The 13578-nt window shown below is 62.6% G+C and carries 12 protein-coding genes; 11 read left to right on the plus strand and 1 reads right to left on the minus strand.

What is annotated here, in order from left to right; translation table 11 throughout:
- Window positions 1–149: 149 nt before the first annotated feature.
- From PMI07_RS04460 to PMI07_RS04510, 11 genes are all read left to right on the plus strand, one after another.
- Window positions 150–479 carry a hypothetical protein gene (locus PMI07_RS04460; protein ID WP_007762558.1) on the plus strand — a complete coding sequence of 110 codons (330 nt, stop codon included), beginning with the start codon at window positions 150–152 and terminating at the stop codon, window positions 477–479.
- Window positions 476–844 (plus strand): response regulator, encoded by a 369-nt coding sequence (locus tag PMI07_RS04465; protein WP_007762553.1) that lies wholly within the window; start codon window positions 476–478, stop codon window positions 842–844. The genes PMI07_RS04460 and PMI07_RS04465 overlap by 4 nt, the downstream gene beginning before the upstream one ends.
- Window positions 841–2859, plus strand: coding sequence for a chemotaxis protein CheA (locus tag PMI07_RS04470; RefSeq protein ID WP_024163555.1), 2019 nt, complete (start codon window positions 841–843; stop codon window positions 2857–2859). Before PMI07_RS04465 ends, PMI07_RS04470 begins: the two co-directional genes overlap by 4 nt.
- Complete coding sequence (locus PMI07_RS04475; RefSeq protein ID WP_007774145.1) at window positions 2856–3371, plus strand: chemotaxis protein CheW; 516 nt, start codon at window positions 2856–2858, stop codon at window positions 3369–3371. Before PMI07_RS04470 ends, PMI07_RS04475 begins: the two co-directional genes overlap by 4 nt.
- Window positions 3372–3395: 24 nt before the next feature.
- Complete coding sequence (locus tag PMI07_RS04480) at window positions 3396–5102, plus strand: methyl-accepting chemotaxis protein (RefSeq protein ID WP_007774146.1); 1707 nt, start codon at window positions 3396–3398, stop codon at window positions 5100–5102.
- 185 nt (window positions 5103–5287) lie between these two features.
- A complete protein-coding gene (locus PMI07_RS04485; protein ID WP_007774147.1) occupies window positions 5288–7099 on the plus strand; it encodes a methyl-accepting chemotaxis protein in 1812 nt (603 codons plus the stop codon).
- Window positions 7100–7283: 184 nt separating this feature from the next.
- A complete protein-coding gene (locus PMI07_RS04490; protein WP_007774155.1) occupies window positions 7284–9206 on the plus strand; it encodes a methyl-accepting chemotaxis protein in 1923 nt (640 codons plus the stop codon).
- A complete protein-coding gene (locus tag PMI07_RS04495; protein ID WP_007774157.1) occupies window positions 9206–9697 on the plus strand; it encodes a chemotaxis protein CheW in 492 nt (163 codons plus the stop codon). Before PMI07_RS04490 ends, PMI07_RS04495 begins: the two co-directional genes overlap by 1 nt.
- Window positions 9698–9744: 47 nt before the next feature.
- The gene (locus PMI07_RS04500) at window positions 9745–10608 is read left to right on the plus strand and encodes a CheR family methyltransferase (RefSeq protein ID WP_007774159.1); all 864 of its coding nucleotides are present in this window, start codon (window positions 9745–9747) and stop codon (window positions 10606–10608) included.
- A 3-nt stretch (window positions 10609–10611) separates the two neighbouring features.
- Window positions 10612–11694 carry a chemotaxis response regulator protein-glutamate methylesterase gene (locus tag PMI07_RS04505; RefSeq protein ID WP_007774161.1) on the plus strand — a complete coding sequence of 361 codons (1083 nt, stop codon included), beginning with the start codon at window positions 10612–10614 and terminating at the stop codon, window positions 11692–11694.
- 116 nt (window positions 11695–11810) lie between these two features.
- On the plus strand, window positions 11811–12515 hold the full coding sequence (locus PMI07_RS04510; RefSeq protein WP_007774162.1) for a ParA family protein: 705 nt from the start codon (window positions 11811–11813) through the stop codon (window positions 12513–12515).
- Here the strand turns inward: PMI07_RS04510 and PMI07_RS04515 are convergent, their stop codons facing one another.
- Window positions 12516–13562 (minus strand): NAD(P)-dependent alcohol dehydrogenase, encoded by a 1047-nt coding sequence (locus PMI07_RS04515; RefSeq protein WP_007774163.1) that lies wholly within the window; start codon window positions 13560–13562, stop codon window positions 12516–12518.
- Window positions 13563–13578 lie beyond the last annotated feature (16 nt).

A 13578-nucleotide genomic window follows, 5' to 3' on the forward strand; every position in this document is an offset into this window, starting at 1 on the left:
GTTAATGTTTCCGCCCCCAAGCGAGGCGAAATACAACCTATCAGTATTGTTTCGCGAAAAGTCGCCATGGCGGATTAACTCGTGATTAACGATGTAAGTCCAAATTTAGCCAGCTATTTCAGCTTTTTCGGAAATATATTGAGGTAAGAATGCCTGCTTCCGATGTTAAAGGGGATTATCTTCGCCTGCCGCAGAACCTGACCGTTCGCGCAATCACCATTGTCCAGCAGGAAATGCTGCAATTTCTCGACAAGACTGCGTCCGCAACCATCGAACTCGACGATGATTGCCAAGTGGACATCAGCTTCATCCAACTCATGGAAGCGGCACGCATCTATGCCGGTTCAGCCGGAAAACACATCGCGTTGGCCCGTCCCGCCAGCGGGCCAACGCTCGATGTCCTGAAGCGCAGCGGCTTCCTCGAAGGAATGTCCGCTGAAGACCTTAAATTCTGGCTTCATCAAGGGGGAATTCAATGAGCGCCAGCATCCTAACAGTCGACGATTCCGCCAGCATCCGGCTGACGACGCGCGTCGCGCTCAGTAATGCCGGGTACCAGATCACCGAGGCCGTCGACGGCATGGACGGGATCGCCAAACTCAGCGCCAGCCAGTTCGACCTGATCGTCACCGATCTCAACATGCCGAACATGGACGGCCTGACGATGATCCGAGAGCTGCGCAAGATGCCGGCCCATATGGGCGTTCCGGTCATCTTCCTGACCACGGAATCCGACAACGACATCAAGCAGGAAGCCAAGGCCGCCGGCGCCACCGGCTGGCTCACCAAGCCTTTCGACCCGGAAAGCCTGGTCAAGATCGTCCGAAAGGTGCTTGGCAAATGAGCTTTCCCGATCCTATCGCGGTTTTCAGGACAGAAGCGGCCGAGCTTCTGGAACAGATCGAAGCAGGGCTTCTCGACCTGAACGTAAACCTCGGCGACAAGGATCAGGTGGACGCGGTCTTCCGCGGCCTCCACACGTTGAAGGGTTCGGGCGCCATGTTCGGCTTCGATGCCCTTGCCGCTTTCACCCATCACTGCGAAACGGCCTTCGACCGCGTCCGCAAGGGCGAGGTTCCGGCAACCCAGGAACTGGTCACCGCAGTTCTGGAAGCCAAGGATCACATGCGTGCCCTGGTCGACACGCCGAATGGCGACCATGAGGCAACCGGCGAAGCGCTTCTCGCCAACCTGCGCGCCGCCGTCGATGGCGCCAACAGCCCGGGTGCGGGCAGCCCCGCCAAGGCTGCGCCGGGTCAGAACCATTTCAAGATCCGCTTCAGCCTGCCGCAGAACGCGATGGCAAACGGCACCAATCCGCTGCCGCTTCTCGACGAACTGCGCGAGCTTGGCGAATGCACGATCGTGGCAGACCGTTCCGCCATCCCATCGCTCGACCTGCTGGCCCCGACCGATCTCTATATCTCCTGGGAAGTCGAGCTTCTGACCACCCAACCGCGCTCGGCGATCGACGACGTGTTCATTTTCGTCATGGACGAGATGCAGCTCGACGTCGTCACGGTGGACGTGCCAGTTGCCGCGGCCAAGACGCCGGCCAGGACCGAAGCCCCGGCTGCGGCACCCCAGCCCGCCCAGCCTGTTGCGGTGGCACCGGTTGCCGCCCCGCAGGCGGCGGCACCTGCGCCGATCGCTCCGGCTCCTGTCGAGGCAAAGCAGAACAAGGCCTCCGAAAACGTCCGCGTCCCCGCCGAAAAGCTCGACGAGCTGATGGACCGGGTCGGCGAACTCGTCATCGCCCAGTCGCGCCTCAGCCAGCTTGCAGGCGGCAGCGGCGATCTGCAGCTGCGGGCCGTCTCGGAAGACGTGGAACGCCTTTCCGGCGAGTTGCGCGACACGATGATGATCCTGCGCATGGTGCCGGTCGCCCATCTCTTCAGCCGTTTCCGCCGGCTGGTGCACGACCTGTCGCATGAAACCGGCAAGACGATCGAGCTGGTGACCGAGGGCGAAACCACGGAAGTCGACAAGAGCGTCATCGAGCGCCTCGCCGATCCGCTGGTGCATCTGGTGCGCAACTCCTGCGACCACGGTCTCGAAACGCCCGAGGAACGCCTTGCGGCCGGCAAGTCGGAAGCGGGCCACATCCTGCTTTCCGCCCGCCAGCAGGGCGGCGAAGTCATCATCACCATCAAGGACGACGGACGCGGCATCAACAAGGAACGGGTGCGCGCCAAAGCGGAATCCTCGGGTCTGATTGCGCCGAACGCCAACCTGACCGACCAGGAGCTCTACCAGCTGATCTTCCAGCCCGGCTTCTCGACGGCCCAGACGGTCACCAACCTCTCCGGCCGCGGTGTCGGCATGGATGTGGTCAAGCGGACGATCGACGCGTTGCGCGGCACGATCAACGTCGCAAGCCATCCGGGCAAGGGTTCCGAGATCTCGCTCGCCATCCCACTGACGCTCGCCATCATCGACGGCCTGCTCGTGCGGGTCGGCGCCGGCCGCTATGTCATTCCGCTCTCGGCGGTCGAGGAATGCCTCGAGCTCTCGATCGAAGAGGACATGCGTTCGCGCGGCCGCAGCTTCATCTCGCTACGCGACAGCCTCGTGCCGTTCCTCAGGCTTCGCGACCTCTTCCGTACCGGCACCAAGCCGGATCCCTTCCAGAAGGTGGTCGTCATCTCGACGGGTTCCGAACGGGTGGGCCTGGTCGTCGACCAGATCATCGGCGATCACCAGACCGTCATCAAGGGCATGTCGAAACTGCACCATGACGTCGCGACCTTCTCGGGCGCGACCATCCTCGGCGACGGGGACGTGGCGCTGATCCTCGACGTCGGCCATCTCGTGGCGGAAGGACAACAACAGGAGGCGCATCTGCGCGCGGCCGGATGAACGAAGCAGTCAGAAAGATCTCCGAAAACCTTTGGGACGGCCGCGAAGAGCTGGAAGTCCTGACATTCGACATCGCCGGCGAGATGTTCGCGCTGGAAGCCGTGAGCGTACAGGAAATCCTCGATCTCCTGCCCGAGACCATGGTGCCCGGCGCAAAAGCCTTCGTCGGCAGCGTCATCAACTTCCGGGGCAAGGTCATTCCACTTGCCGACATCCGGCTTGCATTCGGCATGGAAGCGACGAAGCCGACAATCGACAGCCGGATCATCGTCATCTCGATCAACATCGATGGCGAACCGGTTCTTGCGGGCATCCGTACAGACAAAGTGCATGAAGTTACGACCCTGCTCCGCGCCGCCGGCGAGCCGCCGCCGAGCGTGGGCATGCGCTGGCGGCCGGATTTCATCGATTGCCTCGTCAAGCGGGGGGCGGAATTCATCATCCTCCCCAATCTTCAGGTGATCTTCTCCGCCCAACACGACCATTCCGCGACCGGGGCTTCCCACGGTTGACCACCCCTTCGATGGAGTCAGAAAATGCACGCTTCAATCAAGCTTAAGCTGGCCTCGGCATTCGGTTTCATTATCGTCATGCTGCTGGCGACTGCCACCTACGGCATCTTCAGCCTCGGCAGCCTGAACGATACGCTCGAAAATGTGCTGCAGGGGCCGGCCCTGCGCCTGAAACTGGCTCAGAACCTCAACAACGAGCAGCTCCAGCAGATCCGCCAGCAGAAAAACCTGCTTCTGGCGGCAAACCCTGCCGAGATGCAGGGATATATCTCGAAGAGCGACGAGGCTCGCCGCGCTTTCGATCAAACGTTCAAATCGGTCGAGGCCCGCGCAACCGAGCAGGGCAAAGCCCTCTGGGCCAAGCTTGCCGGTTTCACGACGGAGTTCCGCAAGCAGGATGACCGCATCCGCACCTCGATGCTGGGCGGAGATACAGTCTCCGCGCTGCGTATTTCCACCAACGAGGCACGCTCCGTCACCAACGATATCGACGCCCTGCTCAACGACGTGGTCAAGCTCGAAGAAAGCCGACTCGGTGATGCCGACGAACAATCGGATGCGGATTATGCCCAGACCCGCCTGATCATGATCTCGGTCGCAGGCGCCGCCTTCCTGATCGCGGTGCTGGCCGCCCTCTGGATCGCCCTTTCGATCAACAGGGGCCTGCGCAACGCGGTGACGGCAGTACAGAACGTCGCCGACGGTGACCTGACCAAGTTTGCCACGATCACCAGCAAGGACGAGATCGGCGAACTGCTTGGTTATGTCAACACCATGATCGAGCGCCTGCGCGGCGTCGTCGGCGATGCGCTCGCCGCATCCGACAATGTCTCGTCGGGCAGCCAGGAACTTTCGGCAAGCTCGGAACAGCTGAGCCAGGGTGCCACCGAACAGGCATCGTCGGCCGAGGAGGCTTCCGCCTCGATGGAGCAGATGGCGGCCAACATCAAGCAGAACGCCGACAACGCCGCCCAGACGGAAAAGATCGCCCGCCAGTCGTCCCGCGATGCCGAAGCATCCGGCCAGGCCGTCGGCCGCGCCGTCCATGCCATGCGCACGATCGCCGAGAAGATCTCGATCGTCCAGGAAATCGCCCGCCAGACCGACCTTCTCGCCCTGAACGCCGCGGTGGAAGCCGCCCGTGCCGGCGAACACGGCAAGGGTTTTGCGGTCGTCGCCTCGGAAGTCCGCAAGCTTGCCGAGCGGTCCCAGGCTGCCGCCGCTGAAATCAGCGCGCTTTCCGGAGATACGGTACAGGTCGCGACGGACGCCGGCGAAATGCTCAACAAGCTGGTGCCGGACATCCAGAAGACTGCGGAACTGGTCTCGGAAATCTCCGCCGCCTGCCGCGAGCAGGATATCGGTGCCAGCCAGATCAACGAAGCGATCCAGCAGCTCGACAAGGTGACCCAGCAGAATGCCGGCGCCTCGGAAGAAATGTCGGCGACCTCGGAAGAACTTGCCTCGCAGGCTGAAGAACTGCAGGCCTCGATTGCCTTCTTCCGGGTCGATCAGGCCGGCGGCAAAAAGCCGGCCAAGCGGGCTCCGGCTACCGCTGCCGTCCACAAGCCGGTTTCGAGACCGGCCCAGATGCACCGCCCGGCGGCACAGCAGTCTCACAAGGCCGACCATTCGGTGCTCAGCCAGCAAGCCCGCGCCAAGGGTTTTGCCCTCGACATGTCGATGGGCGGGCCGGACGCCGACGACGCTGACTTCCGCGAAAGCGCCTGAGACAAGTGAACATGATCCCGGGCTGACAGGAACCGGGATCGTCTTCCGCATGTAAGCGGGAGAACGGCCGGATGGCCGGACTATCGCAGAAGGGTGAATGTATCGGTCTTCTCGTTTCACCGCTTCCCCCCTTTCGGGAGGAAGCACTGAACTGATGCACATCACTGCCTTGAGGGGATAGGGCTATGCGATTTACGATCAAGGCCAAGCTGGTATTGGCTTTCGGCTTTCTTGTCAGCATGCTGGTTGGTACGGCTGGCTATGGGATATATAGTCTTGGCGCCGCCAATGAAGCCATGACCTACGTCACCGAGGTCGCGGCGACGCGGCTCGATAAAATCCAGCAGATGAACATCCTGTCGCTCAATCGCATTCGCGCGCAGAAGAACATGCTGCTCGCCACCTCGCCGCAGGAGATCGAAAAGTTCTATAGCGACGGTGACAAGCTGGAACAGCAGTTCACGACCTTGCTGAATGAACTGGCGTCGACCGCGTCATCGGACCAGAAGCAGTTCTGGGATGAAACGCGGGCACTCGCGACTGCCAATCACGCTGCGAACGAAAAGGTCGACGCGGCCGTCAAGCGCGGCGATATGCAGGAAGCAGTCGCCCTCTCGGCCGGAGAAAGCCGCAAGACGGTCACGGAACTCACCGCGCAGCTGGATGAATCCGTACAAATCAACCGCGACCGGATGCAGAAGGCCAATGATGCAGCCGAAGCCACCTATTGGACCACCCGCAGCCTGATGATCTCGATTGCCGCGGTGGCCGTCATCACGGCAGCGGCGACGGCGTTCTGGATCGCCCTCGGTATCGGCAGAGGGCTGCGCAAGATCATGGATGCCGTCAATGCGGTGGCGATCGGCGATCTCAACCAGGAGATTGAGATCAAGACCAATGATGAAATCAAGGATCTGGTCGACACCCTCAACGTGATGACCGGCAACCTGCGCAACACTGCAACCATCGCCGACCAGATTTCGAACGGCGACCTCACCGTCTCGCCGAAGCCGCTTTCCGACAAGGATACCTTGGGCCTCGCCCTCGAAAGCATGGTCGAACGCCTGCGCGGTGTCGTTGCCGATGCGCTTGCAGCCGCCAACAACGTCTCGTCCGGCAGCCAGGAACTTTCCGCGAGCTCGGAGCAGCTGAGCCAGGGTGCCACCGAGCAGGCTTCCTCGGCAGAGGAGGCTTCTGCCTCGATGGAGCAGATGGCAGCCAATATCAAGCAGAACGCCGATAACGCCGCCCAGACGGAAAAGATCGCCCGCCAATCGTCGAAGGACGCGGAAGCCAGTGGCCAAGCCGTCTCCCGTGCGGTCGGCGCCATGCGCACGATCGCCGAGAAGATCTCGATCGTCCAGGAAATTGCCCGCCAGACCGACCTTCTCGCCCTGAACGCCGCGGTGGAAGCCGCCCGTGCCGGCGAACACGGCAAGGGTTTTGCGGTCGTCGCCTCGGAAGTCCGCAAGCTTGCCGAACGGTCCCAGGCAGCGGCAGCCGAAATCAGTTCGCTTTCGGGTGAAACGGTGCAAGTCGCAACGGAAGCCGGCGAGATGCTCAACAAGCTGGTACCGGACATCCACAAGACGGCCGAACTGGTGTCGGAAATTTCCGCCGCCTGCCGCGAGCAGGATGTGGGTGCTGCCCAGATCAACGAAGCGATCCAGCAGCTCGATAAGGTGACCCAGCAGAATGCTGGCGCCTCGGAAGAAATGTCTGCGACCTCGGAAGAACTTGCCGCCCAGGCGGAAGAGCTGCAGGCCTCGATCGCCTTCTTCAAGGTCGAACGCGCCAACGCGAAGGCTCGGACACAGCAGGGCTCCAAGGTTCACGCAGCCGCAAAGCTCGGCGCAAAACAGCCATCGAAAGCTTCTGCGTCCCGGCCGGCCAGCCATTCCGTCGCAGCCCAGCAGGCACGCGCCAAGGGATTTGCCCTCGATCTTTCGATGGGTGGCCCCGATTCTGACGACGACGATTTCCGGGAAAGCGCCTGAGCGCTTCCCGACCATTGAGCGGGCCGCCAAGCGGCCCCGCGACAGCCAGCGTCACTGCGTTGGTGCGAACAACGAAGAAGTCCCCGCTGCCGGCTTATCGGCCTTACGGTCGGACTTTTTCGATCGCATCTCAGAAATTTAAGGCAGCTTTGTCGTCTTTTTTCAAGGATTTGGGAGATTTAAGATGCGGTTTACGATCAAACTGAAACTGGGACTGGCTTTCGCCCTGTTGACGCTGTTGCTGGTTGGCATCGCGGTCTATGGCAGCCTGAGCCTCGGCAACCTCAACGAGGCCAGCACGAAGATGGTCGACGGCCCCGTCCGCCGTCTCGAACTTGCGCTCACTGCCAATGTGGCCGAGGTCGATGCGGTACGCGCTCAGAAAAACGCGCTGCTGGCCACCAACCTGGCGGATGCCGCGAAATTCCACAAGGAAGCGGACGGCAACACGGAACTGATGTTCAAAGCCGTTCAGGAAGGGCTTTCGATCGCCTCTGCGGAGGGCAAGCCCTACTGGGAAAAGCTGCTGACGATCGGCAAGCAGTTCCAGCAGAGATCCGACGAGCTGCAGGCTATCCAGGCACGCGGCGACCAAGCCGGCGCTCTGGCGCTCTCCATGGGCGATCTGCGCACCATGACCGCCGATATGGGCGAGGCCATCAAGGTTCTCCTCGATATCCAGCGCAAGGGCATGGCAAATACCGAGAAGGCGAACCAGGATCTGTTCTCCACGACGATGATGGTCCTGAGCGTCGCCTCGATCGCCGCCGTCCTGCTCGCCATCGGCGCCGCCTTCTGGATCACGCTCGGCATCAACAATGGCCTCAAGAAGATTGCATCCGTCGCCAACGCAGTGGCAATCGGCGATCTCAACCAGAAGGTCGAGGTCAGGACGAATGACGAGGTCAAGGACCTGATCGATACCGTCAACGTGATGACCGGCAATCTGCGCAATACGGCGGCGATTGCCGAGCGCATCTCGGAAGGCGACCTTTCCGTCGACGCCAAGCCGCTGTCCGACAAGGATACGCTTGGGCTCGCCATGCAGAGCATGGTCACCAACCTGCGCACCACGGCGCATGTCGCCGACCAGATCGCCAATGGCGACCTGACCATTTCGCCGAAGCCGCTGTCCGACAAGGACATTCTCGGGCTTGCGCTGCAGAGCATGGTGGAACGCCTGCGCGGCGTCGTCGCCGATGCACTTGCGGCATCGAACAACGTCTCGTCGGGCAGCCAGGAACTTTCGGCAAGCTCGGAGCAGCTGAGCCAGGGTGCCACCGAACAGGCATCGTCGGCCGAGGAGGCTTCCGCCTCGATGGAACAGATGGCGGCCAACATCAAGCAGAACGCCGATAACGCCGCCCAGACGGAAAAGATCGCTCGCCAGTCGTCCCGCGATGCCGAAGCATCCGGCCAGGCCGTCGGCCGCGCGGTGGGCGCCATGCGCACGATCGCCGAGAAGATCTCGATCGTCCAGGAAATCGCCCGCCAGACCGACCTTCTCGCCCTGAACGCCGCGGTGGAAGCTGCCCGTGCCGGCGAACACGGCAAGGGTTTTGCGGTCGTCGCCTCGGAAGTCCGCAAGCTCGCCGAGCGGTCCCAGGCTGCCGCCGCTGAAATCAGCGCGCTTTCGGGCGAAACGGTACAGGTCGCGACGGACGCCGGCGAAATGCTCAACAAGCTGGTGCCGGACATCCACAAGACGGCCGAGTTGGTGTCGGAAATCTCCGCCGCCTGCCGCGAGCAGGATATCGGTGCCAGCCAGATCAACGAAGCGATCCAGCAGCTCGACAAGGTGACCCAGCAGAATGCCGGCGCCTCCGAACAGATGTCGGCAACCTCGGAAGAACTTGCCGCCCAGGCGGAAGAACTGCAGGCCTCGATCGCCTTCTTCAAGGTCGACCGCGCCGGATCCAGGCAGCGGAGCCAGCCGGCCCCGGCCGCCAAGCCCGCACCGGCGAAATCCAGACCCCAGCCGACGCCCAAGGCCTATCCGGCCGGGCATTCAGTCACAGCACAACAGGCCCGCGTGAAAGGCTTTGCCCTCGACCTGTCGATGGGCGGCCCGGATGCGGACGACGACGACTTCAGGGAGAGCGCGTAATGGCAGGCATATCCTCCGAATCCCAGTTCGTAACCTTCAGCCTCGGCGATGAGATTTTCGCGGTCCCCGTCGAGGTGGTCCGCGAGATCCTCGACCACGAGGAACCGTTCAAGATTCCGCACGGCCCCGAATATCTGCTCGGCCTGCGCGATGTACGCGGACAGGGCGTGCCGGTGATCGACCTTCGTCTTCGCCTCGGCATGACGAGAACGGTCAAAACGCCGCATACGCGCATCCTGGTGCTCGACGTGCCGGTCGCCGATCGCGCCCTGGTGCTTGGCCTCGTCGCAGACCGGGTCTTCGAGGTCGTACCGTTCCGCAAGGAGCAGATCGAGACGGCGCCGGATATCGGCGTGCGCTGGCGCTCCGACTATATCGCCGGCGTGGTGCGCCGGGAGACCGGCTTCGTCGTCGTCGTTGACCTTGCACGGCTGTTTTCGGATTCCGGATCGGCACTCGCCGATGTGGGGCCTCAGTCGCAGGTCGCGTGAGCGATCCGGAAAAATCGCGTCATTGAATAGGTTCGTTGCACGGGGGTATGCGCGTGAATGTAGCATTGAGGAGCCAGCCGCTCGATGACAGGCTGAGCAAGCGCAACTTCGACCTGCTGGCCAAGTACATCTACGACTATAGCGGCATCAAGATGCCGCACAGCAAGATGACCATGCTGGAGGGGCGGCTTCGCCGGCGCCTGCGCGTCACGGCCATGCCGACTTTCGACAGCTATTGCGACTATCTGTTCAAGCACGGCGGCATCGAGGCGGAGTCGATCTTCCTGATCGACGCGGTGACCACCAACAAGACCGATTTCTTCCGCGAGCCGAAGCATTTCGAATACATGGTGAAGACGGCCTTGCCGGACATCGTGAAAACCTATGCCGACCGGCGCATCCGCACCTGGAGCTCCGCCTGCTCGACAGGCGCCGAACCCTATACGATGGCCATGGTGCTTTCGGAATTTCTGAGCTCGTCCGCGCCGGAACGGGACTATTTCGTGCTTGCCACCGACCTGTCGACCGACGTGCTGCAGAAGGCCCAGCGGGCCATCTATCAGAGCGAACTCCTGGCGCCCGTGCCCGCCGACATGATGAGCAAATACGTCATGCGTCCATCCGACAACCGGCGGCAGGAGATGCGAATTTCGCCGAAACTGCGCTCCCGCGTCGGCTTCGCCCGGCTGAACCTGATGGACGAGGCCTATCCCGTCGGCGACCTGATGCACATGATCTTCTGCCGAAACGTGCTGATCTATTTCGACAAGCCGACCCAGCAGCATGTGCTGTCGCGCCTTTGCGAAGCCCTGCTTCCTGGCGGCTATCTGTTCATCGGTCATTCGGAAACCGTGACCGGCTTCGATCTGCCGATCCGGCAGGTGGCCAATACTGTGTTCAAGCGGGTATGAACCATGAGCGGCAAAATCCGAGTTCTGATCATCGATGATTCCGCAAGCGTCCGCCAGACCCTGACAGCCGTCCTGTCGGCGGACCCGGATATCGAAGTCATAGGGGCGGCCAGCGATCCCTTCATGGCGGCACGAAAGCTGCGCGAGGAAATCCCCGACGTCATCACGCTCGATGTGGAAATGCCGCAGATGGACGGCATCACCTTTCTGCGCAAGCTGATGTCGCAGCATCCGATTCCGGTGGTGATGTGTTCGTCGCTGACCGAAAGCGGCTCGGAAACGCTGATGCAGGCGCTCGAAGCGGGCGCCGTGGACGTCATCCTGAAACCGAAGATCGGCGCGGCCGACCATCTCGCCGAATCCGGCGAGCGGATCCGCACCGCGGTCAAGGGAGCCGCGCGCGCACGGGTCGGCCGATTGCGGCCGTCGCGCATTGGCGAGGGCAGCACGACAGCCAAGCTCACGGCCGATGCGGTGCTTCCGCCGCCCAAGGTCGGAGCCATGGCGAAGACCACCGAAATGGTCGTCTGCGTCGGCGCCTCGACCGGCGGAACGGAAGCGCTGCGCGAGCTTCTCGAAGCCCTGCCGGCCAATTCTCCCGGCATGGTCATCGTCCAGCACATGCCGGAAAAGTTCACCGCCGCCTTCGCCAAACGCCTCAACAGCCTCTGCGAAGTCGAGGTCAAGGAAGCAGCCGACGGCGATCCGGTGCTGCGCGGCCACGTGCTGATCGCCCCCGGCGACAAACACATGCTGCTCGAACGGCGCGGCGCGCGTTACGAGGTTTCGATCCGCTCGGGCCCGCTCGTCAGCCGCCATCGCCCGTCCGTCGACGTGCTGTTCCGGTCCGCCGCGCGCGCGGCCGGCGCCAACGCCATGGGCGTGATCATGACCGGAATGGGCGACGACGGCGCCCGCGGCATGAACGAGATGCACCAGGCGGGCGCCTATACGGTGGCCCAGGACGAAGCGTCATCCGTGGTCTTCGGCATGCCGAAAGAGGCGATCGCCCATGGCGGGGTCGAAAAGGTCGTGTCGCTCGAACAGATCGCCCGCGAAATCCTCGCCGCCGATCGCCGACGGTAAGATCTGCCATCTAAACTTTCACCCCTCGTTAACCATGTTTGGCAAGAATAGGGCAACGCATCATGAGGGTGCGGTGAGAGAGCGATTTGACGCTCGTAGCCGGACAGGGACCCACGATGCCAGTCATTACCTTTGCCAACACCAAGGGCGGAGCGGGCAAGACCACCGCCGTACTCCTGCTTGCAACCGAACTCGTTGAGCAAGGCTACCGCGTCACCATCCTGGACGCCGATCCGCAATACTGGATCACCCGCTGGCACATGCTCTCGCCGCACAACGACAAGCTCAACGTCATCTCCTACGTGACGCAGGCCTCGATCGACCGGCATATTGCCGAGAACCGCCACAAGACCGATTATTTCGTGCTCGACCTGCCGGGTGCGCAGAGCCCGCTGCTCGCCAAGGCGATCGGCCTTTCGGACCACGTACTGATCCCGATCCAGGGCTGCGCCATGGATGCCCAGGGCGGCGCCAACGTGCTCGAACTGCTGCGCTATCTCGAAGAAAAGGCCAATCTTCGCGTGCCGCATTCGGTCGTGCTGACCCGCGTCAATTCGATGGTCACCACCCGCGCGCTGCTCGCGGTCAAGATGCTGCTTGCCGAACGCAAGGTCGAAGTGCTCGACACGCCGATCATCGAGCGCGCCGCCTTCCGCGACATTTTCGATCTCGGCGGCACGCTCTACACGATGGACGAGAACCGCATCAGCAATCTCGACAAGGCCCGGCAGAACGCCCGCCTGTTCGCGCTCGAAATGCTCCGCCGCGTGCCGCTTCACAAGCCGGCTTCGCTGTCGAAGCGCTTCGTCCGCGCTGCCTGATCAGGCCTTGCCGTTCAGCACGATCTGCAGCTTGACGTCCGAGGGATGCCCGGCTGCGGCCCGTTCGAAGGCCTTGATCGAATCCCTGAAATCGAAGACGCCGGTGATCAGCGGCTTCAGGTCGACCTTGCCCGAGGCGATCAGTTCCAGAGCCCGGTCGAAGATGTTGGCGTAGCGGAACACCGTTTCGATGCGCACTTCCTTGGAGATGGCGCTCGCCACGTCGAACGGCACCGGCTCGACCGGCAGTCCGACCAGCACGAAGGCGCCGCCCGGCCGCACCAGGTCCAGCATGCCCGCATAGGCCCTCGGGCTGCCGCTCGCCTCGAACACAACATCCGCGCCCCAGCCGCCGGTCTCCTCGGCGATGACTTCCGCGAAGGGCCGTTCGGTGATGTTGACCGGGATAATGCCCGGATACTGGCCGGCGATCTTCAGCTTGTCCGGGCTCAGATCCGAGATGAAGACGCGGGCGCAGCCGCCGGCAAGTGCTGCCAGCGCCACCATGATGCCGATCGGGCCGGCTCCGATCACCGCGGCGACATCGCCGGGCTGGATACGGGCGCGGCTTGCGGCCTGCATGCCGATCGCGAACGGCTCGACCATGGCGCCTTCGGCAAAGGAGACATTGTCGGGCAGTTTGTAGGTGAAGGCGGCTGGATGGATGGTTTCAGGCGTCAGCACGCCGTGGATGGGCGGCGTCGCCCAGAAACGGACGTCTGGATCGACGTTGTAGAGACCAAGCTTGGAGGCGCGCGAGGAAAGGTTCGGCACGCCGGGTTCCATGCAGACGCGGTCGCCGACCTTCAGGGTCTTAACCTCGCTGCCGACCCCGATGACGATGCCGGCCGCTTCATGCCCGAGCACCATCGGCTCGCGCAGCACATAGGGACCGATGGCACCGTGGGTATAATAATGGACGTCGCTGCCGCAGACGCCGACCGTATCGATGGCGATCTTCACGTCACCCGGACCGACTGCCGTCGGAAGCTCAATCTCCCGCAGCGAGAGGACGTCTTTTTTCTCGAGCACCAGGGCCTGCTGCATGGGATGTCTCCTTCCG

Origin of the sequence: Rhizobium sp. CF080 (assembly GCF_000282095.2) — a bacterium.
Classification (GTDB): Bacteria; Pseudomonadota; Alphaproteobacteria; order Rhizobiales; family Rhizobiaceae; genus Neorhizobium.